At 69.8% G+C, this 22,369-nt stretch carries 22 protein-coding genes; 9 read left to right on the top strand and 13 right to left on the bottom strand.

Translation table 11 applies throughout. From position 1 onward, the window contains the following. Window positions 1–12: 12 nt before the first annotated feature. The 3 genes from BWI15_RS25930 to BWI15_RS25920 form a co-directional block, all read right to left on the bottom strand. The gene (locus BWI15_RS25930; protein WP_077017029.1) at window positions 13–2,247 is read right to left on the bottom strand and encodes an RICIN domain-containing protein; all 2,235 of its coding nucleotides are present in this window, start codon (window positions 2,245–2,247) and stop codon (window positions 13–15) included. 56 nt (window positions 2,248–2,303) lie between these two features. Further along, window positions 2,304–3,218, bottom strand: coding sequence for a peptidoglycan recognition protein family protein (locus BWI15_RS25925; RefSeq protein WP_077017028.1), 915 nt, complete (start codon window positions 3,216–3,218; stop codon window positions 2,304–2,306). Window positions 3,219–3,351: 133 nt separating this feature from the next. Next, a complete protein-coding gene (locus tag BWI15_RS25920; protein WP_077017027.1) occupies window positions 3,352–4,437 on the bottom strand; it encodes an LLM class flavin-dependent oxidoreductase in 1,086 nt (361 codons plus the stop codon). 190 nt (window positions 4,438–4,627) lie between these two features. Between BWI15_RS25920 and BWI15_RS25915 the strand changes: the two genes are divergently transcribed. Then, complete coding sequence (locus BWI15_RS25915; RefSeq protein WP_077017026.1) at window positions 4,628–6,511, top strand: glycoside hydrolase family 76 protein; 1,884 nt, start codon at window positions 4,628–4,630, stop codon at window positions 6,509–6,511. Between the two features lie 8 nt (window positions 6,512–6,519). Here the strand turns inward: BWI15_RS25915 and BWI15_RS25910 are convergent, their stop codons facing one another. From BWI15_RS25910 to glnA, 5 genes are all read right to left on the bottom strand, one after another. Next, a complete protein-coding gene (locus BWI15_RS25910) occupies window positions 6,520–7,956 on the bottom strand; it encodes a sensor histidine kinase (RefSeq protein ID WP_077017025.1) in 1,437 nt (478 codons plus the stop codon). Next, a complete protein-coding gene (locus BWI15_RS25905; RefSeq protein WP_077017024.1) occupies window positions 7,953–8,696 on the bottom strand; it encodes a response regulator transcription factor in 744 nt (247 codons plus the stop codon). The genes BWI15_RS25910 and BWI15_RS25905 overlap by 4 nt, the downstream gene beginning before the upstream one ends. A gap of 64 nt (window positions 8,697–8,760) precedes the next feature. After that, window positions 8,761–9,588 (bottom strand): ABC transporter permease, encoded by an 828-nt coding sequence (locus BWI15_RS25900; protein ID WP_083751005.1) that lies wholly within the window; start codon window positions 9,586–9,588, stop codon window positions 8,761–8,763. Beyond that, a complete protein-coding gene (locus tag BWI15_RS25895; RefSeq protein WP_077017023.1) occupies window positions 9,585–10,499 on the bottom strand; it encodes an ABC transporter ATP-binding protein in 915 nt (304 codons plus the stop codon). The genes BWI15_RS25900 and BWI15_RS25895 overlap by 4 nt, the downstream gene beginning before the upstream one ends. 171 nt (window positions 10,500–10,670) lie before the next feature. Beyond that, on the bottom strand, window positions 10,671–12,095 hold the full coding sequence (gene glnA / locus BWI15_RS25890) for a type I glutamate--ammonia ligase (RefSeq protein ID WP_077017022.1): 1,425 nt from the start codon (window positions 12,093–12,095) through the stop codon (window positions 10,671–10,673). A 169-nt stretch (window positions 12,096–12,264) separates the two neighbouring features. On the opposite strand from glnA, the gene BWI15_RS25885 reads away from it, so the two are divergent. Beyond that, the gene (locus tag BWI15_RS25885; RefSeq protein ID WP_077017021.1) at window positions 12,265–12,729 is read left to right on the top strand and encodes an RDD family protein; all 465 of its coding nucleotides are present in this window, start codon (window positions 12,265–12,267) and stop codon (window positions 12,727–12,729) included. Window positions 12,730–12,783: 54 nt separating this feature from the next. Further along, window positions 12,784–13,104, top strand: a complete 321-nt coding sequence (locus tag BWI15_RS25880) for a hypothetical protein (protein ID WP_077017020.1) — start codon at window positions 12,784–12,786, stop codon at window positions 13,102–13,104. 10 nt (window positions 13,105–13,114) lie between these two features. On the opposite strand, the gene BWI15_RS25875 is transcribed toward BWI15_RS25880, so the two are convergent. The 4 genes from BWI15_RS25875 to lipA form a co-directional block, all read right to left on the bottom strand. Beyond that, window positions 13,115–14,395, bottom strand: coding sequence for an SAM-dependent methyltransferase (locus tag BWI15_RS25875; protein ID WP_077017019.1), 1,281 nt, complete (start codon window positions 14,393–14,395; stop codon window positions 13,115–13,117). An 87-nt stretch (window positions 14,396–14,482) separates the two neighbouring features. Beyond that, entirely contained in the window at window positions 14,483–14,854 is a 372-nt protein-coding gene (locus tag BWI15_RS25870; RefSeq protein ID WP_077017018.1) for a VOC family protein, read from the bottom strand. Window positions 14,855–14,931: 77 nt separating this feature from the next. Then, a complete protein-coding gene (locus BWI15_RS25865) occupies window positions 14,932–15,627 on the bottom strand; it encodes a DUF4191 domain-containing protein (RefSeq protein ID WP_077017017.1) in 696 nt (231 codons plus the stop codon). Window positions 15,628–15,656: 29 nt separating this feature from the next. Then, entirely contained in the window at window positions 15,657–16,574 is a 918-nt protein-coding gene (lipA, locus tag BWI15_RS25860) for a lipoyl synthase (protein WP_077017016.1), read from the bottom strand. 83 nt (window positions 16,575–16,657) lie between these two features. On the opposite strand from lipA, the gene BWI15_RS25855 reads away from it, so the two are divergent. Next, window positions 16,658–18,070: a sensor histidine kinase gene (locus BWI15_RS25855; protein WP_077017015.1), complete on the top strand. Its 1,413-nt coding sequence runs from the start codon at window positions 16,658–16,660 to the stop codon at window positions 18,068–18,070. 22 nt (window positions 18,071–18,092) lie between these two features. Next, window positions 18,093–18,752: a response regulator gene (locus BWI15_RS25850; protein WP_077017290.1), complete on the top strand. Its 660-nt coding sequence runs from the start codon at window positions 18,093–18,095 to the stop codon at window positions 18,750–18,752. Here BWI15_RS25850 and BWI15_RS25845 read toward each other — a convergent pair. Next, window positions 18,707–19,882, bottom strand: a complete 1,176-nt coding sequence (locus tag BWI15_RS25845) for a low temperature requirement protein A (protein WP_077017014.1) — start codon at window positions 19,880–19,882, stop codon at window positions 18,707–18,709. The two genes, BWI15_RS25850 and BWI15_RS25845, sit on opposite strands and share 46 nt — an antisense overlap. A 173-nt stretch (window positions 19,883–20,055) precedes the next feature. On the opposite strand from BWI15_RS25845, the gene BWI15_RS25840 reads away from it, so the two are divergent. Genes BWI15_RS25840 through BWI15_RS25825 form a run of 4 tightly spaced genes read left to right on the top strand, consistent with a single transcriptional unit; the run spans window position 20,056 to window position 22,367 of the window. Beyond that, complete coding sequence (locus tag BWI15_RS25840; RefSeq protein WP_077017013.1) at window positions 20,056–20,808, top strand: SDR family oxidoreductase; 753 nt, start codon at window positions 20,056–20,058, stop codon at window positions 20,806–20,808. Further along, the gene (locus BWI15_RS25835) at window positions 20,805–21,059 is read left to right on the top strand and encodes a hypothetical protein (protein ID WP_077017012.1); all 255 of its coding nucleotides are present in this window, start codon (window positions 20,805–20,807) and stop codon (window positions 21,057–21,059) included. The genes BWI15_RS25840 and BWI15_RS25835 overlap by 4 nt, the downstream gene beginning before the upstream one ends. A gap of 16 nt (window positions 21,060–21,075) precedes the next feature. Continuing rightward, entirely contained in the window at window positions 21,076–21,975 is a 900-nt protein-coding gene (locus tag BWI15_RS25830; RefSeq protein ID WP_077017289.1) for an RNA polymerase sigma-70 factor, read from the top strand. Next, window positions 21,975–22,367, top strand: a complete 393-nt coding sequence (locus BWI15_RS25825; RefSeq protein WP_077017011.1) for a hypothetical protein — start codon at window positions 21,975–21,977, stop codon at window positions 22,365–22,367. The genes BWI15_RS25830 and BWI15_RS25825 overlap by 1 nt, the downstream gene beginning before the upstream one ends. Window positions 22,368–22,369: the final 2 nt, after the last annotated feature.

The following is a 22,369-nucleotide window of genomic DNA, read 5'->3' as shown; positions in this document are numbered from 1 at the left end:
CAGCGTGAACTCTTAGGGATAGTTGACCCACTGGGCGACGTTGGTGCTGGAGTTGGACGGCCCGCCGGTGTTGTTGATGACGTGCGCGATCGTGCCGCGGCCGCCGAGCGAGACGGTGACCATGTTGTGGAACTTCACGCCCGCCTTGTTCGGCACCTCGAAGGCGCGCTCGGCGACGATGCTCGCGTCACTGGTGAAGACGCAGTAGCTGCCGAGCCCCCAGGCCTCGTGCGTGGTGACCGAGTCGGCCACCTTGTACGCGGCGTACCCACGGGTCGAGCCGTTCATCCAGGCGGCCTGGTTCGGCGGGTCGTACGGCATCTCGTTCTGGTAGAAGTACGTCCGCCCGCCGTTGCCGTTCCAGATCGTCTGGTACTTCTGGTAATGCTCGACGAACAGCCCGTACGCCGTGACATCGTCGCCGTTGACCACCAGACCGACGTCGGCGGTGTTGGTGTTCCAGCCGACGCCGAAGGAGTGGTCGCCGCGCCACAGCCACGCGTGGTCGAGGATCACGTTGTCGCTGTTGATCCGCAGCGTCTCGGTCGCCTTGCCGACCGCCGACCCGCCGATCCGGAAGTACACGTCGTGCAGCGACGTCGGGTTCGCGCTGTGGCTCGCCGACGAGCCGGTCGGACCGACCTCCATCAGCAGTGCCGAGTTCGTCGGCGCCGCGTCGATCAGTACGCCGGCCACCTTGACGCCGTCCACGTCCGCGACGGTGATCGCGCTGTTGCCGTTGGTCGGCATCAGCGTCGCCAGGCCGAGGCCGAGCACGACCGTGTCCGGCCGGGTGATCCGCAGCGGCTCGGACAGCCGGAAGATTCCCGGGGTGAACAGCAGATTCTTGCCTGAGGCAAGTTCCGCGTTCAGCGTCGCGGCCGACACGCCCGGCTTGGCGACGTAGAACTGGCTGATCGGCAGCGACTGACCGGCCGGGGTTCCGCTGGTCCAGCTGGGGCCCGCCGTGTTCGCCTTCAGCGCCGGGACGAACACCTGGTACGCGCCGGCGTTGTCGACGTACAGGTAGGGCTTCTCGCGGATGATCGGGGTCTGCGCGACCTTCGTGTACGGCGGGTTGGGGAACGTGCCGGCCGGGGCGTTCTGCGCGCCGACAAAAACCATGTTCCAGTTCTGCCCGGTCCAGCTGCCCCAGTTGGTGTTGCGGGACAGCCACTGCTGCTGGCTGCCGGAGCGGACCTGGCCGTCGACGAGCGTGTCGGCCATGAAGCCGCCGCTGGCCCAGCCGCCGTCGTCGAGCGCGAGGTTGCCCTTCAGATGCATCCGCCGGTACGCCGACGCCTGGCTGACCGCCCATCGGTCGAGCCCGCCGGGCGGAGTGACGGTGAGTCCTTCGGCGCCGCGCCAAAAGTTGTGCGTCGCGTTCTGCGGCGGGAACCAGTCGGCCTCGACGTGCACCGCGCCGTTGATGTTCACGCTGCCCGGCGTCAGGCCGAGGCCGGCCACCTGGGTGAAGAAGCCGACGTTGGCGCTGACGTTGTAGCTGCCGGGCTTGAACAGCAGCGCGTACCGCTGTTCGCCGTACTGGTTCTCCTCCTGCTGCGCGAAGACCTGGTCGAGCCGCGACTGGATCTGGCTGGCCGGCATCGACGGGTCGAAGACCGAGACGTTCGGGCCGAGGTCCGGCGTACCGGGTGGGTTGGTCGGGGGCGTACCGTCCACGGGGCTGATCCTGAACGATTGGGCGGCGCTGCCGTTGCAGGTGTACTGCTGCAGCTGGACGCTGTCCGCGCTCGAGGCGGACGGCACGTCGAGGCACTTGCCGCTGTGGCGGTTGACGAGGTGGTAGGCGCCGTCGGCCTCCTCGACCGGACGCCACTGCTGGTTGTTTCCGTTGCCATAGGCCCACAACTGGATCAGGGCGCTGTCAGCGGTGGAGACGTTCGTGACGTCCAGTACCTGGCTCGCGGCGTTGCGCGCGTTGATCCGCACGTAGCCGTCAGTGGTGGGCTGGAACTGCCACTGCTGGGCGGTGCTGCTGTTGCAGGTGTACTGCTGTACGGCGGTGCCGTTGGCGGTCGCGGCCGCGCGGGCGTCGACGCACTTGCCACTGTGCTTGGCGGCGACGGTGTTCCAGCCGGTGGGGGAGATGGCGGCGGTGGCGTCCGGCGAGTTCACCACCGTCAGGGTGGTGGCGGCGACGGCGGCCACGGTCGCCGCGGCGATCGCGGCGAACCGCCGGTTGCGGGCACGCGGGGGCGGACGGAGTGGGGCGACTCCAGACATGCGGGGCTCTCCTTGGTGAGGGTGACTCACCAGGAAAGCCAACTTCCTTTCTTAATTCAAGAGGTGGAAGAAGTCTCCTCGGGTTTCGGAACCGCTTCCGGTTCCGCCGGGGGATCCATCGGCGGGAGCTGAGCGCCGTTGGGCAGCGCGGCCAGGATCGCGTTGAAGCGGCGGACGTAGTCGGCGTACCGGCCGGCCTCCTGGTTGACCAGACCTTGGACCCGGCGCTGCAGATCGGCGTACCGGCCTTCCTCCTGGTCGATCAGGCTCTGCACCCGGTTCGCCAGGTCGGCGTACCGCTGCGCTTCGGCGGTCTGGAACTTCCTCAGCTCGGCGAGTACCTCGTCGGCGTTTGCCATGTCGTCTCCATCGGGTCCGGCCCGCAGTACGGCGGCCAGGTCGGTGCGGAATTTGTTCATCGGGTTGCGGCCTGGGTCGACCTTGCGGCGGCTGTGCTCGCGGTGCCCGATCACCGAGAGCGCGGACCAGCCGTGGAAGTCGCAGATCGCGGCGGCGTGCAGCAGCGCGGTCCGGTACTGCGCGGCGGTCATCGGCCGAGCGCCGTCGTACCGGACCTCGTTGCCGTAGTAGTGCGCGTTGCCGTCGACGTTGTCGACGCCGGGTCGCAGTTCGGAGGTGTAGCCGGCGTAGTTCTGCGCGGTCACCCGGTTGAGCGTGGTCGACGATCCCCGGCCGGCGTGGTTCGCCCGGCCGACCGCGCCCAGGTGCAGATCGCCGTCCGAGTCGGTCGCGACGTTGCACAGCGGCCCCGGGATCCCGTCCTCCGGCCGCCCGCGCACGAACAGGAAGTTCAGGTAGTCGTTGCTCTGCGAGTTGCTGCCGGTGTGGTGCACCATCACCCCGCGCACGTCACCGAACCCGCCAGGTCGCCCCCGCGTCCGCCAGCCCGGGTACTCCCGGAACTTGACCCCCCACTTTCGCAACGCCGCCACCGTCTGGTCAGCCGTCATCGGTCTGGCCAAAACAACACCTCACTACGCCTCACGCGTTCACCGATCGTGGTCGAAAGTGTACCGGTGGTGATCTACGCCCGAAAGCGTTCCGTAAGCGGTGAAGTGGAAGGTGGCTGTGTGTGGTCTGCACCTACCTGCCGGAGAGGAGAGGCAGGAGCTGGTCGCCGACGCGGGAGATCTCCTCGCGGTAGGGGGTGTCCGACAGGATGAAGTGGGTGATGCCGAGGTCCTGGTACCTGCGCAGGGACTTGGCGACGTCCTCGGGGGAGCCGACGAGCCAGGTGGTGCCGGCACCTCCGCCGCCGTACTTGCCGGGGGCCGTGTAGAGGTTGTCGTCCAGGACCTCGCCGCGGTCGGCGAGTTCCAGGAGGCGTTGCTGGCCTACGGCTTTGAAGCGCCTGCCCGCGGGGTGGGCGGTGCCGTGGGTGTCGGGCAGGCCGCGGCCTTCGGCCATCTTCGCGACCTTCGCCTCGGCGTCGGACCAGGCCTGATCGGTGGTGTCGCGGATCAGCGTGGTGATGCGCAGGCCGTATTCGAGGGGCTTGTGTTCGCGGCCGAGTTCGGACTGCAGGGTCTCGAGCCGGGCGATGCGTTCGGCGATGCCGTCGAGTGGTTCGCCCCAGAAGAGTTGGACGTCGGCGTCGGTCGCCGCGACGCGTTCGGCGGCGGGGGAGGCGCCACCGAAGTACAGGCGGGGGTGGGGACGGCCCTCGCGCGCGACCGGCTTGGTGGCGACGGTCGAGCCGGTGACCTGGAAGTAGTCGCCGGTGAAGGCGACGTCCTCCTCCGTCCACAACCGGCGGACGAGCTGCAGGAACTCCTTGGTCCGCGCGTACCGCTGGGCCTGGTCGCCCTCGCTGTCGCCGTACGCCGCGAGGCTGTCCTGGCCCGACACGATGTTGATCAGCAGTCGCCCGCCGGTCAGATCGTCGAGCGTGCTCGCCGCCGAGGCGAACTGCGCGGGATGCCAGTAGCCCGGCCGGATCGCCGCCAGCGGCTGGAACGTCGTCGTCCGCGCCGCGAGCGCCGTCGCCACGGTGAGCGTGTCGGGCCGGCCCCACCCCGTCCCGATCAACGCCCCGCCCCAGCCGTGCTGCTCGGTCAGCCGCGCGAGCTCGGTCAACCGGTCGAGGCTGTTGTGCCCGGCGGTGGCGTCGTCACCCCGGTGTCCGGGTTGCACCTGATTGGGGATGTACCAGAGGAATTCGAGACTCACGGCGAGACCTTTCCGGCGGAGGACAGGACGGAAAAGACTGTAATTCACCTGAACTACTGCACTTTGATCGTCTCATCGTTCGGCATTGACATCGTTGTCCCGGCTGGCGACGATACTCCGGTCAGCTCGGAAGGAAACGTTTCCAACCTCGGTCGGTCGCCCCGCCCGGAAGCCTCGAGGAGATCCGCTCATGATCCTGAATCGTTCACGCGTTCTGCGTGCCCTGACGGCCGGCGTGGCGTCGCTGGCCGTCGGACTGGTATCGGCACTGCCTGCCGGAGCCGATCCGGGCGGAGGTGCCGACGGCCCGACCGCGACGGCCCGCGCCCGGGTCGCCGCCGACGTCCTGATGAGTTCGTACGAGCCGGTCAAGGCCTGGTTCCCCTCCAGCTGGTGGAACTCCGCCGTCGCCCTGCAGACCATCGGCGACTACACGGAACGCACCGGCGACCGCCGCTACCTCCCGCAGCTGGACAACACGTTCGAGAAGGCCAAGGGCGTCTTCCCGGCCGGCTACCTGTCGGGCGATCCGCTGCTCGGCAACTTCACCAGCCGCGCCATCGACGACTCCGAATGGTGGGCGCTGACCTGGATCCAGACCTACGACCTGACCAAGAACCCCAAGTACCTCGACATGGCGGTCACGATCGCCCGGTACGTCGAGGACTACTGGGACGACACCTGCGGCGGCGGGGTCTGGTGGGACGCCGAGCGCACGTACAAGAACGCCGTCACCAACGGCCTCTGGATCCGTCTCACCGCCGAGCTGCACAACCGGATCCCCGGTGACAAGCACTGGCTCGGCCGCGCGCAACAGGGCTGGAACTGGCTCACCGGCAGCGGCCTGATCAACGCCGACGGCCTGGTGAACGACGGCTTGACCACGAGCACATGCAAGAGCAACAACGAGACCGTGTGGACCTACAACCAGGGCCTCGCGATCGGCGCCGGCCTCGAGCTGTGGCGCGCGACCCGGAACCCCCAGCTGCTGACGACGGTACGACGGCTGGCGGACTCCGCGATCGGCGCTGGCGGCCTGGTCTCCAACGGAATCCTGACCGAGTCCTGCGACGTACCGGGCAAGGTGTGCGACGACAACCAGAAGCAGTTCAAGGGCATCTTCCTGCGCTACTGGATGGACCTGACCGACACCACGCACGACCGCTACCTCGCTTTCCAGGCCCGGCAGGCCGCCAGTGTCTGGGACAACGACCGGGATGCGGCCGGACGACTCGGACTGCACTGGGCCGGCGGTACGCCGAACGTCTTCGACTGGCGAACCCAGGCCAGCGCGCTCAGCGCCCTGATCGCCGACGTACCGGCGCGACCGCCGGTGCGGTCCCTGTCCGCGACCATGACTCCGGCGCAGCCCGTGGTGATGGCCGCGAGCGCGAGTGCGACCCACGTCAAGCTGGTGGCTCGGGTCCAGGCGACGGCACCAGCGGGACAACGGATCATCGCCGACGTACGGGCCTCGGCTCCCGAGGGCTGGACCGTGACGCCGCGCCAGGCGACCGTGACCCTGCGCCCGAAGGGCAACGCCGTACCGGTGCAAGCTGAGGTCCAGCTCGACGTGGTGATCCCCGGCGGTACGGCGGACGGCCGCTACCCGGTGACCGTGACCGCGACGTCCGGCCCACTCCTGGCGTTCACCACGCAGGCCGAAATCCTGGTGGCGCGCAGCGTGGACTTCGACACCGGCACCGCGGCCGAGCTGCCCTGGCTGTGGGACGCGGGCGGCTCGCAGAGCAACGGCGTACAGAACCGCTTTGCCGACGGCAACGCGTACTTCGTCTACCGCTTCCCGTTCCCGTCCGGCACCACGTCGGCGTCCGCGACGCTGACGATCGACAACGAGTACGTCGTCGAGGTGAGCGGGGACGGCCGGCAGTGGACCACCGTGGCGCGGGAGACCCAGCACGTCCACAGCGGCGAGAACAAGGCCGCCCGGACGTTCGACCTGACGCCGCACCTCGGTCCGGACAAGGTCGCGTACGTGCGCGTCTCGGACTCCTTCCCCGAGGAGGGCTGGGGTGGCCGGCTCTACCACCTGAGCGCGACCTACACGGGGTAAGCGGTCGATCAGGGACGAGCCGCCAGGGGAAGCGTGATCCGGAAGCAGGCACCTTTCCCCGCGGCGGTCGTCAGCTCCACGTCGCCACCGTGGGCCTGGGCCAGCGATCGAGCGATCGCCAGACCCAGGCCCGCGTTGGCACCCCCGGAGCGGCTGCGCGAGCGGTCGGCCCGGTAGAAGCGGTCGAACACGCGGCCGGCCTGCTCGGCGGTCAGTCCCGGACCCTGGTCGGAGATCTCCAGAACCGCGCGGTTCTCGGTGGTGCCGACTCCGATCCGTACCGGCGTACCGGGTGGGGTGTGGGCCACGGCGTTGCCGACCAGGTTGGTGACGACCTGGCGGAGGCGCGCCTCGTCACCCAACACCGGCGCCGGTCCGGGCGGGCCACCGCCGGGGCCGGTCAGCTCGACCGGCCGTGACGGGTCCAGCGCGCGCAGGTCGTGCCGGGCGTCGTTGGCCAGTGTCCGCAGGTCCATCGGCGCCGGCTCGAGCAGGGACTCCGGCGCCTCGTCGAGTTGCGCGAGCAGCAGCAGATCCTCGGTCAGGCCGGCCAGCCTCCCGGCCTCCTGCTCGATCCGGCGCATGGTCGCGTCGACGTCCGCCGGTTCGGACAGGGCGCCCATCCGGTACAGCTCGGTGAAGCCTTTGATCCCGAACAGCGGGGTGCGCAGCTCGTGGCTGACGTCGGAGACGAAAGCGCGCATCCGGGCTTCGGAGGCCGACCGGTCGGCGAAGGCCTGCTCCAGCTGGACCAGCATCGTGTTCAGCGAGGCGGACAGGCGGCCGATCTCGGTGCCTGGCGCGGCGAGGTCCGGCACCCGGCGCGACAGGTCGCCGCCCGCGATGGCCGCCGCGGTGTGCTCGATCCGGCGCAGCGGCCGCAGACCGCCGTTCACCGCGAACCAGCCGGCGACGGCGAGCGCGGCCAGGGTCAGCGAACCGGCGATCAGGCTGCTCCGCCGTACTCGGGCGACCGTGGAGTCGGCCTCGGCGAACGAACCCGCCACGATCAGCGAGCCGGACTGCCGGGACAAAGCGATCGCGCGCCACCGGCTGGCGCCGTCGGCCGAGGTGACGACGACGGCGGAACCGCCCGGCGGCGCCTTGCGGAGGTCCTCCACCCGCGGCAGCTGGTCAGGACCGATCCGCGGAGAGCTGACCTCGCTGACGACGGTGCCGGCCGGGTCGAGGAACACGAAGTACGGGCTGCCGAACAGGTCCAGTCCCAGCGCCAGCTGCTGGGCGTTGGCGTCCGCGCGGTCCGGGTTGATCGGGGCGCCGGACAACTGCAGCAGTCGCCCGACCGAGCGGAGTTCCGAATCCAGCCGGGTCTCGAGGTGGTCCTGTAGCCGTGAGGTGACGATCGTGCTGCCCGCGGCGAGGCCGACCACGAGCAGAACAAGGGTGATCAGCACCAGCCGGGACCGCAGCGACAGCCGCCTCACCGCCGCGGCTCGCGCATCACGTAGCCGATGCCGTGCACGGTCTGGATGAGTTTCGGCTCGCCGGTGTCGGCCTTGCGACGCAGGTAGGAGATGTAGGTGTCGACGATGCTCGCGTCACCGCCGAAGTCGTAGGCCCACACCCGGTCCAGGATCTGCGCCTTGGAGACGACGTGACCGGCGTTCTGCATCAGGTAGTGCAGCAGGCGGAACTCCGTCGCGGACAGGCGAACCGGCCGGCCTTGCCGAGTGACCTGGTGCCCTTCCACGTCGAGCTCCAGGTCGCCGACGGTGAGCAGGGCGGCGGGTACGCCGGACGTACGCCGCAGGATCGCCCGGATCCGCGCGATCAGCTCCTCCAGGTCGAACGGCTTGGTGACGTAGTCGTCGGCTCCCAGCGACAACCCCGTCACCTTGTCGGCCTGCCGATCGCGGGCGGTCAGGAACAGCACCGGCACGGGGCCCGATCGGCCTCGCCCGGGGCTGCGTTCCCGCAGCGCCCGGACGACCTCGAAGCCGTCCACGTCGGGCAGCATCACGTCGAGCAGCACCAGGTCCGGCGGTTCCTTGGTGGCGGCGGCGATCGCCTCGGCGCCGGTGGACGCCGAGGCGACCGAGAACCCCGCGAACCGCAGCGTCGCCGACAGCAGCTCGCGCACCGTCGCCTCGTCGTCCACCACCAGCAGACGCTCGGTGCCGGCCGGTCGGGTCACGGCCGGGCCCGTCGCTTCCCCGTCGCCCATGGCAGCCACAATACGGAGCCGCCGCCACGGAATCGGTCCATCGCACCGTGGGCCCAGGCGCCCATCAGACCTCGCGCCGCCGGAAGACGGCGAAGGCCACCACCAGCACGACCGCGATCCCGGCGGTCATCCCGGCCAAGTTCGTCCACGCGTCGGGGTACTCCGGCGTCGGAACCAGGTTCCGGATCTCCGGCCCGCCGAGCGACGGCCAGTACGCGAACGCCTTCTGCACCCCGGACGGAAGCGCACCGCCGAAGGCCGGTACCAGCAGCGTGATCCCGACCTGGACGGCCAGACCTCCCGCGGTGGCCCGGGTGAGCGTGCCGACGGCCACCGCCAGCAGGCCGATCGCAGCCAGATACAGACCGGTGCCGGAGACGGCCGTCAGCACTCCTGGATCGCCCAGCGACGCGGTGGGCGATCCGTCGTGACTGCCGATCATCGCCTGACCGGCGAGGAAGGCGACGAACGACGTCAGCTGTCCGGCGATCAACGCGACGACCGTGAACACCGAGGTCTTTGCCGCCAGCAGCCGGCCCCGGCGCGGCATCGCCGACAGCGACGTACGGATGGTTCCGGTCGCGTACTCGGAGGTGACGACCAGGATGCCGAGCACGCTGACGCACAGCTGGGCCATGAAGAAGCTGTTGAGCGACAGAGCCGTCGGGTCCCAGGCCAGCTGGTCCTCGGGACTCAGCGCGCTGTATCTGCCCTGGTCACCGCCGCAGACGAGCAGGGTGATGCCCGTGGTGAACACCAGCATCGCCAGGAGCGTCCATCGGACCGAGGGCAGACTGCGGAACTTCGTCCACTCCGAGCGCAGCAGGTCGGCGAACCGCACCTGGGTCCGGGCGGCTGGTCCGGTCTCGACCGGTCGCGTCGCGGCGCTCATGCCGTGGCTCCCGCGTACTCGACGCTGTCCTGAGTCAGTTCCATGAACACGTCCTCGAGCGAGGGGGCCTGCGGAGTCAGCTCGGACAACGTGACGCCGTGGAACGCGGCGAGCCGGCCGATCTCGGCGGAGTCCAGCCCGGTGACGATCAGCGAACGCTCCAGCCCACGCCGTACGACGCCGCCGGCGGCGGTGAGGTGCCGCGCGAGCTCGTCGGCGTACTCGGCGCGGACCAGGACGGTGCCCTCGCCGTGCGACCGGGTGAACTCGCTCATGCTGGTGTCCGCGATCAGCCGGCCGCGGCCGATCACCACCAGGTGGTCCGCGGTGACGGCCATCTCGCTCATCAGGTGACTCGAGCACAGCACCGAGCGTCCCTCGGCGGCGAGCGTACGCATGAAGTCACGGATCCACCGGATGCCCTCCGGGTCCAGCCCGTTGACCGGCTCGTCGAAGATCAGGATCTGCGGATCGCCGAGCAGCGCGGCCGCGATCCCGAGCCGCTGGCGCATGCCGAGCGAGAATCCTCCGGCCCGCCGGTGAGCGACCTTCTCCAGCCCGACCATGGCCAGCACCTCGGCCACCCGCCGACGCCCGATCCCGTTGCTCTGGGCAATCGCCAGCAGATGGTCGTCGGCCCGCCGGGCGGGATGCAGCGCCCCGGCGTCGAGCAAGGCGCCCACCTCGGTCAGCGGGACCGGCAGCTGCGCGTACTCCCGCCCACCGATCCGCACCGAGCCCGCCGTGGGCGGGGCCAGCCCCAGAATCATCCGCATCGTCGTGGACTTCCCGGCGCCGTTGGGCCCGAGGAAGCCGGTCACGTGCCCGGGTTCGACGGTGAACGACAGCCCGTCCACCACGACGTCCGGCCCGTACCGCTTGGTCAGTTCACGTACTTCGATCGTCGTCATGCCCGCAGCTTGACCCGCCTGGCTGACCGGCAGCTGAGAGTTCCTGGGAGAACTCTGTGAACCGGTCGCTCACCGCGCGGCACCGGGGAGCGGTCCACAGAAAACTCTGCGAAAAGCCCTCGGGCCCACCCGCGCGGTGCGGGTGGGCCCGAGGGCGTAGACGGCTGCGGATCAGACGTCGTAGTACAGCTCGAACTCGTGCGGGTGCGGGCGCAGCTGGATCGGGGCGATCTCGTTCTCGCGCTTGAAGTCGATCCAGGTCTCGATCAGGTCGGAGGTGAACACGTCACCCTCGAGCAGGAACTCGTGGTCGGCCTCGAGGGCGTCGATCACGGCCGGCAGCGAGGTCGGGACCTGGTTGACCGACGCGTGCTCCTCCGGCGGGAGCTCGTACAGGTCCTTGTCGATCGGGTCGGCCGGCTCGATCTTGTTGCGGATGCCGTCGATGCCGGCCAGCAGCTGGGCGGCGAAGGCCAGGTACGGGTTGGCCGACGGGTCGGGGCAGCGGAACTCGATCCGCTTGGCCTTCGGGTTGGAGCCGGTGATCGGGATCCGGATGCAGGCCGAGCGGTTGCGCTGGGAGTAGACCAGGTTGACCGGGGCCTCGAAGCCGGGGACCAGGCGGTGGTAGGAGTTCACCGTCGGGTTGGTGAAGGCCAGCAGCGACGGCGCGTGCTTGAGCAGACCGCCGATGTACCAGCGGGCGGTGTCGGACAGGCCGCCGTACCCGGACTCGTCGTAGAACAGCGGGTCGCCGTTGCTCCACAGTGACTGGTGGCAGTGCATGCCCGAGCCGTTGTCACCGAAGATCGGCTTCGGCATGAAGGTCGCGGTCTTGCCGGCGTCCCAAGCGGTGTTCTTGACGATGTACTTGAACTTCATCACGTCGTCGGCGGCGCTGAGCAGCTCGCTGAAGCGGTAGTTGATCTCCGCCTGGCCCGCGGTGCCGACCTCGTGGTGGGCGCGCTCGACGATCAGCCCGGAGTTCTCCAGGTGCTTGGTGATGTCGTTGCGCAGGTCGGCGAAGTGGTCGACCGGGGGCGCGGGGAAGTAGCCACCCTTGTAGCGGACCTTGTAGCCGCGGTTGCCACCCTCCTCGACCCGGCCGGTGTTCCAGGCGCCGGCCACGGAGTCGATGTGGTAGTAGCCCTCGTTCTGCTTGGTCTCGAAGCGGACGTCGTCGAAGACGTAGAACTCCGCCTCGGGCGCGAAGAACGCGGTGTCGGCGATCCCGGTCGACTTCAGGTACTCCTGCGCCTTGCGGGCGATGTTGCGCGGGTCGCGCGAGTACGCCTCACCGGTCAGCGGGTCGTGCACGAAGAAGTTGATGACCAGCGTCTTGTCCTTGCGGAACGGGTCCAGGTACGCGGTCGTCGGGTCGGGCAGCAGCGACATGTCGGACTCGTGGATCTGCTGGAAGCCGCGGATCGACGAACCGTCGAACTGCAGGCCGTCCTCGAAGACCTCGGGACCGAACGACGACACCGGGACGGTGAAGTGCTGCATGATGCCCGGCAGGTCACAGAACCGGACGTCGATGAACGCGACGCCCTCGTCCTTGACGTAGGCGAGCAGCTCCTCAGCGCTGGAAAACATACGTACTCCTCGGGGTGGCTCAGAGATTGTTCTGAACGTAGGCCCTGCCGATTACTCGGTCGTGACCCCAATGTTTCGCGGATGTTAAGCCCAGCGTGTCCGCGCTGACCCACTGGCGAGGCGGGGGAGGCAGGTGAGATCTGCGCACCCCATCCGTAGGCTAGCCATCATGGCATCATCCGCACAGCCGGGGACAGGACCCGCCGAAGAGTTCCGTTATCCGGGCAACCGTCTCGGACTGCCCGAGGACGGCCCGGGCTCGGTCACCGGCTGGGGGCGCCGGTTGCTCGCGCTGCTGATCGACTGGCTGATCGCCGGCCTGATCGCCTCGGCGATCACCGGAACGCCGATATGGGCCGGAGGCAACGACTACAACACCGCCCAGCTGGTCACGTTCTTCGCCATGTCGGCGGTGCTGTCCGGCCTGGCCGGCTTCACCCTCGGGCACCGGATCTGCGGCCTGCGGGTGATCCGCGCCACCTCCGCCGGTCCCGGCTACACCGCTCAGCCCGGGCTGCTGGCCGGCGTGATCCGCTCGTTCCTGATCTGCCTGGTGCTCCCCGCCGTCGTCTTCGACCGCGACCGCCGCGGCCTGCACGACCGCGCCGCGGGCACGATCGTCGTCCGCCGCTGACCGCAAGCTGCCACTGCGTCACGCTGCGCTGTGCGACGCGGCAGGCTGAACGCCATGAAGGTGATCATGGCCACCCTGGCCGCCTGCCGCGACGGTGACTGCCAGGTGCGGGTCTCGTCGGGCCGGACGACGATCAAGTTCCGTGGCGGCAAGCTCGTGATCACCAAGGTGGACGCCAAGTTCGCCCACTTCGTGCTCACCGGTGCCTACGGCAGCGGCAACGGCACGCTCGGAGTGTCACCGGTCACCTTCGGCGCGAGCCTGAGCGTGATCACCGGGCCGGTCCCCAGGGAGCAGGACCCGCCCGGCCTCACCTTGCGCGCGCCGTCTGTGGGGAACGGGGGAGCGATCATCGACGTGCACCTGGTCGAGTGACCGGGCGCGCCTAACGCCGGGTGAGCAGCAGCTGGACGTCGTCCAAGTAGCCCGAGCGGAAGCCGGCCTCGGAGTAGGCCAGGTAGAACTCCCACATCCGGCAGAACGTCTCGTCGAAGCCGAGGGCGGCGATGTTCGGCCATTGCTGGATGAAGCGGTTGCGCCAGATCCGCAGCGTGCGGGCGTAGTCCGGGCCGAGGCTGCGCAGGACCTGGGCGTGCAGCCCGGTGTGCTGGTTGGTGACGTCCTTGATCACCTTCACCGACGGGATCAGCCCGCCGGGGAAGATGTACTTCTGCACCCAGGTGAAGGTGTTGCGGGTGGCCAGCATCCGCTCGTGCGGCATCACGATCGCCTGCACCACCGCCACACCGTCCGGCGCCAGCCGCCGCTCGATCGCGTCGAAGTAGACCGGCCAGTACTTCTCGCCGACCGCCTCGATCATCTCGACGCTCAGCACCGCGTCGAACTCACCGATCTGGTCGCGGTAGTCACGCAGCGCGATCTGGACCCGGTCGCTCACGCCGGCGTCGGCGACCCTGCGCTGGGCGAGCAGGGCCTGCTGGGAGGCGATCGTGATCGCGGTCACCCAGGCGCCGCGCTGGGCCGCGCGGATCGCCAGGCTGGCCCAGCCGCAGCCGATGTCGAGCACGCGGGAGCCCGACCGGACCCCGGCCGCGTCGAGGATCGCGTCCAGTTTGTGCAGCTGGGCCGGCGTCAGTTCGTCGTACGAGGCGGTGCCGAGATCGGCGAGCGGGTCGGCGGTGCCGAAGTACGCCGCCGAGTAGGTCAGGGTCGGATCGAGGAACTCCGAGAACATCGCGTTGCTCAGGTCGTAGTGCCGGCTGATGTTCTCCCGGGCGCCGGCCCGGTCGTTCTCCTGGTCGGACGGCTGGGACTTGGTGACCAGCCAGCGCAGCGACTGGGCCCACTTCGGCAGCAGGTGCCGGTTCTCCTCGTTGCTGAACCGCTCGGCGAACGGCACCAGCAGATCGGCCAGGTCGGTGCCGGGCTCGGGATCCCAGTCACCGGCCAGGTAGGCCTCGCCGAACCCGGAGCCGGCGTCCTGACCGAGCCGGTCCAGGAACGGTCCGGTGCGGTGCACCCGCATTGCCGGACCGCCGAGGCCGTAGCGGCGGTTGTCGATCACGATCGAGGCAGGCAAATCCTTGGCGATGATCCGGATCGCGGCCAGCGCGCCGGCCCGGCGTACCGGGTTGGAGCGGGGTGCGGCCAGGCTCGGCCAGGTCGTGGCCGAAGGCTGGTGCACCGCCGGGATGAGATCCGTCATGTCTGTTCTACCTCGGGTTTCGTCCGTCCTGGTCGCACCCTAAGGCCGGAAGGCGGCCGTCGGGTGGACCAGGAAGGCGCGGTGGTGTCAGCCGGTGCGCTGACCCAGGTACAGGTGGTTGCCGTCGGGGTCCTCGGCACGGGCCAGCCGCTCGCCCCACGGTTGCGCGGCCGGCTCCTGGGTGATCCGCCCACCGGCGGCCCGGATCCGGTCCACGATCCCGTCGAGGTCGTCGGTGTAGAGCCAGAGTGCGATCGGCGGCTCACCCGGCGTGACCCGGAAGTCCGGGTCGTGGCCGAGCCCCAGCGAAGCCTTGCCGAACTGCAGACTGACGTACCCCGGTGCTCCCTCGGGCGGGAACTGGTACACCTGCTCACCACCGAGCACGTCGGTGTAGAACGGCAGCAGCCGGTCCAGGTCAGCAGTCGTCACGATAGGGAAAACGTCGTCGACGGCCATGAGTTACCTCCTCGTTCCGCAGGATGGACGACAACCTGACGAACGGGAAGCCCTGGAATCGACCGCCGGAGCCCGGCTCAGCGGCCCTTCATCGCCTGGCGGGCGCCCTTGAGGCTGGTCGGAACCGGCCCCTTCGGCATCGGCACCTGCGGGCGGACGGCGTCCAGCGCCTTCAGCCGCTGCAGCAGGTCGGTGATCTCGGACGGCTGCAGCGCCTGGGGCAGCTTCATCACGTGCTTGGTGAGCTTGCGGATGTCGACCTCGCCCTCACCCTTGCCGGCCACGATCTGGATCACCGGCGCGCCGCCCGCGACCCGGGTGTGCTTCTTGCCCTCGGCGGCGAGCAGGTTCTTCACCCGGCTGGGCTGGCCCTCGCCGACCAGGACGATGCCCGGACGGCCGACCACGCGGTGCACGATGTCGGCGTTCTTGGTGACCGCGACGGCGGGCGTCACGTTCCAGCCGCGGCGCAGCGTCTGCAGCGCCGAAGCGGCCGCACCGGCCTGGCCCTCGATCTGGCTGTAGGCCGCCTTCTCGACCCGGCGGCCGAACACGATCGTGGTGGCCAGGAAGCCGAGCGCGACACCGAGCGGGATCCAGATCAGCAGCGGGCCGACCAGGATGCCCAGCGCGACGAACACGGCGACCACGCCGAGGAAGATCGCGGCGAGCAGCAGCCCGATCCGGGGGTCGGACTTCTTGGTCAGCTGGTACGCCGACCTGATCTGCTTCAGCCGGCTGGTCTTCTCGGCGGGGGCGTCGTTCTTGGCCATCTCTACCTTGTCATCCTCGGGATCGGGTCCTAAGCATCCTGGACAGCGGAGGTCATCCGCGACTCCACCGCCTGACGGTACAGCCGACCGGCGCGGTACGACGAACGCACGAGCGGGCCGGACATCACGCCGGCGAACCCGATCTGCTCGGCCTCGGCCTGCAGCTCGACGAACTCCTCCGGCCGGACCCACCGCTCGACCGGGTGGTGGCGCACCGACGGGCGCAGGTACTGGGTGATCGTGATGATCTCGCAGCCGGCGGCGTGCAGGTCGGTCAGCGCCTGGCTGACCTCCTCGCGGGTCTCGCCCATGCCGAGGATCAGGTTGGACTTGGTGACCAGGCCGTAGTCGCGGGCCTGGGTGATCACGTCCAGCGACCGCTCGTAGCGGAAGCCGGGCCGGATCCGGCGGAAGATCCGCGGCACCGTCTCGACGTTGTGCGCGAACACCTCGGGCCGGGACGAGAACACCTCGGCCAGCTGCTCCGGTACGGCGTTGAAGTCGGGCGCGAGCATCTCGACGCCGGTGCCCGGGTTGAGCGCGTGGATCTGGCGGATCGTCTCGGCGTACAGCCAGGCGCCGCCGTCGTCCAGGTCGTCGCGGGCCACACCGGTCACGGTCGCGTAGCGCAGGCCCATCTTGCTGACCGACTCGGCCACGCGGCGCGGCTCGTCACGGTCCAGCGCCTGGGGCTTGCCGGTGTCGATCTGGCAGAAATCACAGCGCCGGGTGCACTGGTCCCCGCCGATCAGGAAGGTGGCCTCGCGGTCTTCCCAGCACTCGAAGATGTTGGGACAGCCGGCTTCCTGGCACACCGTGTGGAGCTCTTCGGACTTCACCAGCGCCTGCAGCTTCTGGTACTCCGGGCCCATCTTCGCGCGCGTCTTGATCCACTCGGGTTTGCGCTCGATCGGGGTCTCCGCGTTGCGCACCTCGAGCCTGAGCATCTTTCGTCCTTCTGGGGCGATCGTCACGCCCTCCAGAGTACGCCGGGCCGGTCAGGGCCTTTCCACCCGTAGGCTGGTGAGCCATGTCAAGTCCACAGCCCGTGCGCGAGCCGGCCCCGCCCGAGCCCGGGACGCCGCCGAAGACCGGCACGACCGTCCGGGGCTGGATCCGGCCCGGACCGACCGCGCAGGAGCAGCGCTACGACGTGCTGCTCGGCGTCGGGATGGCCGTCGCGGGCGTGATCGGGACCGAACTGGCCCGCGGTTCGACGCCGATGCCGGCCCAGATGGGGTTCGGCGGCGTCGAGCCGTACGTGCTGAGCGCGGCCGGTGCCCTGGCGCTGTGCTTCCGCCGCCGCCGGCCGATCGCCGTCCTGCTGGTCGTCTCGGTGCTGTTCATCGTCACCGGCGAGCGGGCGACGTTCGCGTTCAGCAGCAACATCGTCACCCAGGCGACCCAGTTCATGGCGATCTACGCGGCGGTCGCGTGGGCCCGGGACCGGCGGCTGATGAAGGCGACGGTGGCGGTCGTGTTCGTGGCGATGTTCGGCTGGCTCACGATCGGGTTCGTCCGGGCGCTGCGCAACGACGAGTTCAAGGGCGCCAACGACACCCTGCTCGGGCCGTACGTGTCCGCCGTGGTCATCACGCTGGCGATCAACGTGCTCTACTTCTTCGGCGCCTACTTCTGGGGCCGTACGGCGTGGGGCGTGGCCCGGCAGCGGCACGAGCTGGAGCAGCAGGCCGCCGAGCTGGCCACCCAGCAGCAGGCCAACGCCCGGCGCGCGGTGATCGACGAGCGGCTGCGGATCTCCCGCGAGCTGCACGACGTGGTCGCGCACCACATCAGCAGCATCGGGATCCAGGCCGGCGGCGCACGCCGGGTGATGGAGCAGGACCCGGACGCCACGAAGAACGCGCTGAGCGTGATCGAGAACTCCAGCCGGACGGCGGTCAACGAGATGCGCCAGCTGCTCGGCATGCTCCGGGCCGCCGATCCGGAGCTCGACGACGAGCCCGGGCCGGCCACGGCCAAGGCCCCGCAGGCGGGCGCGGACCGGCTGCCCGCGCTGGTCGTCGAGGCGAGCGGGACCGGGCTGGACGTCGGGTTCCACCAGATCGGGCCGCCGGTGAAGCTGCCGGAGACGATCTCGGTGTCGGTCTACCGGATCGCGCAGGAGGCCCTGACCAACGTCCGAAGGCACTCGACCGCCCGAACGGCCCACGTGACGCTGCGCTACCTCGACGACGCGGTCGAGGTCGAGGTGATCGACGACGGCAGGCCCAAGCACGCCCCGGTCGGCAGCCGGCTCGGCCACGTCGGCATCCGCGAACGCGTCGCGCTGCTCGGCGGCGAGTCCGAGATCGGGCCCCGCCCGGTCGGCGGCTTCCGGGTCCGCGCGAGAATCCCGCTGGAGCCGTCGCCGGTGGCCGAACCCGAGACAGGGGAAACTGTCCGTTCCGTGCAGGACCGCGAAGGAGCAGTCAGTGAGTGAGAGTCCGGAACCGTCGTCGCCGATGCGCGTGCTGCTGGTCGACGACCAGGATCTGGTCCGGGCGGGATTCCGGATGATCCTGTCGGTCGAGCCGGACATCGCGGTGGTCGGTGAGGCCGCCGACGGGGAGAAGGCGGTCGAGCTGGCCCTGGAGCTGCGCCCGGACGTCGTCCTGATGGACGTCCAGATGCCCGGTTTGGACGGCATCGCCGCCACCCAGCGGATCGTCGCCGCCGACGCCGGCAAGGTCGTCATCCTGACCACCTTCGACCGCGACGACTACCTGTTCGAGTCCCTCGGCGCCGGTGCGAGCGGCTTCCTGCTGAAGAACACCGCGCCCGAGGACCTGGTCGAGGCGATCCAGGTGGTGCACTCCGGTCACGCCCTGCTCGCTCCCGAGGTGACGCGGCGGGTGATCAAGCGGTTCGCCGGTGGCGGCGAGCGGGTGTACCGGCCGGACCTGGTCGCCGACCTGACCGAGCGCGAGCGGGAGGTGCTCGGCCTGATTGCCCGCGGCTTGACCAACACCGAGATCGCCGGCCAGCTGTTCGTCGGCGAGGCCACGGTGAAGACCCACGTCTCCCGCGTGCTGCTGAAGCTCGGCCTGCGCGACCGGGTCCAGGCCGTGGTCTTCGCCTACGAGTGCGGCCTGGTCGTCCCCGGCGACGACGCCACGGCCTGAAGCAGCGTCACCGCGACCACCAGCACGCACACCGCGGCAACCAGTACGACGACCAGCGGCACCCCGCCGTACGGCGCGAGCAGTGGTGCCAACGCGATCAGGACCATGCCCGCGACGCTCGTGCTCGGCCGGAGCAGCGGGGTCTGGGTAATCGTGCGGTTCACCGCCCACAGCAGCACGACGAACACCGCCGCCGGTACGGCGATGGCGTAGCCCGCGGCGGTGGGGGAGAGCGGCAGGTGGTGGCTCGTCTGCTCGACCGCGACCTCCAGTCCGGCGCCCAGTGCCGCCAGCGCCGCGAACAGGCCGTAGTGGCCGTAGCCCCAGACGAACGACTTGTCCCGGTTCTCCTCCAGACCGGCACCGGCCGGCTGGATGAAGTAAAGCCACCACAGCGAGAAGAGGAGCACCAGACCGCCGGCCGCCACGATCACCATCGCCGGGCTGAGCTCGGTGGCCCGGACCGCGTTGCTGACGGCGAGCACGCTCTCGCCCAGCAGGATGATGGTGAACAGCCCGTACCGCTCCGCGACGTGGTGCGGGTGCCAGCCGGTGTCGCCGTTGCGCTGCGCCCACCACGGCACGGTCAGCTCCAGCACGGCCAGGCAGACAAAGGTGAGTGTGGTGGTCTCGCCGGTTGCCAGCCGGACCAGCCAGCCCAGCTGGAGCAGGCTGATCCCTACGGCGTTGCGGATCGCCGTACGGCGCCCGTCGGGGTCCTCGACCGCGGCGCGCAGCCACTGGACGATCTGGCCGCCGCGCATCATCAGGTACCCGAGCGTGACGACGCGGAAGTCGGCATCGGCCGCCGCGGCCGGTACGCCGGCCGCCAGCACCAGCACTCCGCCCATCTGCACCATGGTGAGCAGCCGGTAGGGCACGTCGTCGGTGTCGTAGGCGGTGGCGAACCAGGTGAAGTTCATCCACGCCCACCAGATCGCGAAGAACACCTGCAGGAACCCGCTGACGGCGTAGTGCCCGGTCGCGAGGCTGTGCGCGAGCTCGGCCGCGGCGGCCGCCACCGCGACCACGAAGGTCAGGTCGAACAGCAGCTCGAGCGGACTGGCGGTGCGGTGCTGTTCGTCGGGTCGGCGCGGGCGCATCCGGGCCCTGATCACGGCTGCGGGCATGGTTCGGCTCCTGGGCTGGTCGGCTCTCGCCAGCACAGACAGCGCAGCGGGCCGGTCTGTGACCGGGCTCGCTGACCAAAAAGTCGGCCGAACCTGTCACAGCCGCGGGGGCTGTCCGGTCATAGCTGCTGACCGGGCGGCGGCAGGCCCCCGGACGGGACAGGAGGTCGGGCATGAAGATCGTCGTCATCGGTGGCACCGGGCTGATCGGGTCGAAGCTGATCCGCCGGTTCACCGCGCACGGGCACGAGGCGGTCGCGGCCGCGCCGAACACCGGGGTCAACACGCTCACCGGCGAGGGGCTGGCCGAGGTCCTGGTCGGAGCCGACGTGGTCGTCGACGTGTCGAACTCGCCGTCGTTCGAGCCGGCCGCGGTGATGGAGTTCTTCACCACCTCGACCGGCAACGTGCTGGCCGCTGAGGCCGAGGCCGGCGTCGGGCACCACGTCGCGCTGTCGATCGTCGGCACTGAGCGGCTGCCCGACAACGGGTACTTCGCGGCCAAGATCGCCCAGGAGCAGCTGATCGAGAAGTCGGGCGTGCCGTACTCGCTGGTGCACGCGACCCAGTTCTTCGAGTTCGCGATCGGGATCGCCGACGCCGCGACCACCGGCCGGCAGGTCCGGATCGCGCCGGTGAAGTTCCAGCCGATGGCCGGTGACGACGTGGCCGACGCGGTCGCCAAGGTCGCGGTCGGTACGCCGCTGAACGGCCGGCTCGAGATCGCCGGGCCGGAGCAGTACCGGATGGACGAGTTCATCCGCGAGGCGCTTGCCCTGCACAACGACCCGCGCGAGGTGCTGGTCGACGAGCACGCCACCTACTTCGGCTCGGAGCTGCTCGACGGCAGCCTGGTCCCCGAGGGCGACGCCCAGCTCGGGCACATCCGCTACACCGACTGGGCCAAGGGGGACCAGCACCGATGAGCACGCCGGACGAGAGCTCGTTCCTGCGCGACGCGGAGAGCATGTACGGGCCGGAGACGCTGCACGAGCTGGAGCACGAGGTGCGGCTCGACCTCGACATGATCGCGGCCAGCGAGCCGGAGCGCGTCGTACCGGTCAGTGAGTGGCTGGTCGACCCCACCGAGGTGGAGCGGGACGAGGTGGCGCTGCGCAGCCTGCTCGGCGCGGTCGAAGCGATGGAGGGCGAGTTGCCCCGCCCGGACGACGTCTGAGGTGAAGATGGAGGCAATGCCCGAACCCGTGGACGAAACAGCTGTCAGCGAGGCGGACGACCTGGAGGAAGCGGCCCGGGTGTTCGCCGAGCTGCGTCCGCGGCTGTTCGGCATCGCCTACCGGATGCTGTCCAGCGCGACCGAGGCCGAGGACCTGGTCCAGGACGTCTGGGTGCGCTGGCAGACCTGTGACCGCAGTGTCGTGCTCAACCCGGCGGCCTACCTGGCGACGACGACCACCCGGCTGGCGATCAACGCGGCGCAGTCGGCCCGGGTGCGTCGCGAGACGTACGTCGGGCCGTGGCTGCCCGAACCGGTCGACACCAGCGCCGACCCGTTGCTCGGTGCCGAGCGTGGAGAGGCGCTGGAGTTCGCCGTACTGATCCTGCTCGAGCGGCTGTCGCCGAACGAGCGGGCGGCGTACGTGCTGCGGGAGGCGTTCGACTACCCGTACTCGCAGATCGCGGAGATCCTGCAGCTCAGTGAGCCGGCTGTGCGTCAGCTGGTCAGCCGGGGGCGCAAGCGGGTCAGCGGCGACCGCCGTACGCCGGTTGACGAGGCGGAGCAGCGCCGGCTGCTCAGTGCGTTCGTCACTGCGGCCCGGACGGGGGACCTGGTCGCACTGGAGAACCTGTTCGCGGCGGACGTGTCCAGCTACTCCGACGGTGGTGGGATCGTTCGGGCCTCCAAGATCCCCGTGCACGGCGTGGAGCGGGTCGCCAAGTACTACCGGGCCTTCGCCGATCGCTTCTGGGCCGGTGTCGACGTGGAGATCGCCACGGTCAACGGTGAAGCGATGGGACTGCTGCGGATGGACGGCACGGTCTTCGCGGCGGTCACCGTGGTCGCGTCGGCGGAGGGCATCAACCAGATCTACTGGCAGATGAACCCGAACAAGCTCGCCGGTGTGAGTTGATGATCGACCACCTCGTCACGGCCCTGCGGTCGGGACAGGTGGAGCACCTGCTCGCACCGGACGCCGTACTGGTCTCCGACGGTGGTGGGCAGGTCGCCGCTCCACTGCGCCCGGTCCACGACGTCGTGGAGATCGCCCGGCTGGTCACCGTCCACTGCACCCGGCCGGGCGCGGACCTGTCCGTCGAGCACGCCAACGGCCGGCCGGCGATCGTCGTACGACGCTCCGGCCGGGCGCAGGCCGTGCTGTGCGTGGACGGCGCCGGAGTCGTCGTCACCCACCTGTGGCTCATCCTCAACCCGGCCAAACTCACCGCCTGGCACCGGGAGGTCCCTCGTACGGATGACCCTGGTGGTCACACTGGGGGCCGACGTGCGGACACGCCCGGCTGACT

The organism is Kribbella sp. ALI-6-A, from assembly GCF_001984195.1.
Lineage (GTDB): Bacteria > Actinomycetota > Actinomycetes > Propionibacteriales > Kribbellaceae > Kribbella.
This window is presented reverse-complemented; position numbering and strand designations above follow the sequence as displayed.

Coding starts and splice junctions, on each gene's coding strand:
- BWI15_RS25845 (WP_077017014.1), bottom strand. CDS start 19,882: ATGCCCGCAGCCGTGATCAGGGCCCGGATGCGCCCGCGCCGACCCGAC.
- lipA (WP_077017016.1), bottom strand. CDS start 16,574: ATGCTCAGGCTCGAGGTGCGCAACGCGGAGACCCCGATCGAGCGCAAA.
- BWI15_RS25870 (WP_077017018.1), bottom strand. CDS start 14,854: ATGGCCGTCGACGACGTTTTCCCTATCGTGACGACTGCTGACCTGGAC.
- BWI15_RS25855 (WP_077017015.1), top strand. CDS start 16,658: ATGTCAAGTCCACAGCCCGTGCGCGAGCCGGCCCCGCCCGAGCCCGGG.
- BWI15_RS25900 (WP_083751005.1), bottom strand. CDS start 9,588: ATGAGCGCCGCGACGCGACCGGTCGAGACCGGACCAGCCGCCCGGACC.
- BWI15_RS25875 (WP_077017019.1), bottom strand. CDS start 14,395: ATGACGGATCTCATCCCGGCGGTGCACCAGCCTTCGGCCACGACCTGG.
- BWI15_RS25835 (WP_077017012.1), top strand. CDS start 20,805: ATGAGCACGCCGGACGAGAGCTCGTTCCTGCGCGACGCGGAGAGCATG.
- glnA (WP_077017022.1), bottom strand. CDS start 12,095: ATGTTTTCCAGCGCTGAGGAGCTGCTCGCCTACGTCAAGGACGAGGGC.
- BWI15_RS25915 (WP_077017026.1), top strand. CDS start 4,628: ATGATCCTGAATCGTTCACGCGTTCTGCGTGCCCTGACGGCCGGCGTG.
- BWI15_RS25865 (WP_077017017.1), bottom strand. CDS start 15,627: ATGGCCAAGAACGACGCCCCCGCCGAGAAGACCAGCCGGCTGAAGCAG.
- BWI15_RS25930 (WP_077017029.1), bottom strand. CDS start 2,247: ATGTCTGGAGTCGCCCCACTCCGTCCGCCCCCGCGTGCCCGCAACCGG.
- BWI15_RS25905 (WP_077017024.1), bottom strand. CDS start 8,696: ATGGGCGACGGGGAAGCGACGGGCCCGGCCGTGACCCGACCGGCCGGC.
- BWI15_RS25895 (WP_077017023.1), bottom strand. CDS start 10,499: ATGACGACGATCGAAGTACGTGAACTGACCAAGCGGTACGGGCCGGAC.
- BWI15_RS25925 (WP_077017028.1), bottom strand. CDS start 3,218: ATGACGGCTGACCAGACGGTGGCGGCGTTGCGAAAGTGGGGGGTCAAG.
- BWI15_RS25840 (WP_077017013.1), top strand. CDS start 20,056: ATGAAGATCGTCGTCATCGGTGGCACCGGGCTGATCGGGTCGAAGCTG.
- BWI15_RS25850 (WP_077017290.1), top strand. CDS start 18,093: ATGCGCGTGCTGCTGGTCGACGACCAGGATCTGGTCCGGGCGGGATTC.
- BWI15_RS25825 (WP_077017011.1), top strand. CDS start 21,975: ATGATCGACCACCTCGTCACGGCCCTGCGGTCGGGACAGGTGGAGCAC.
- BWI15_RS25880 (WP_077017020.1), top strand. CDS start 12,784: ATGAAGGTGATCATGGCCACCCTGGCCGCCTGCCGCGACGGTGACTGC.
- BWI15_RS25885 (WP_077017021.1), top strand. CDS start 12,265: ATGGCATCATCCGCACAGCCGGGGACAGGACCCGCCGAAGAGTTCCGT.
- BWI15_RS25830 (WP_077017289.1), top strand. CDS start 21,076: ATGCCCGAACCCGTGGACGAAACAGCTGTCAGCGAGGCGGACGACCTG.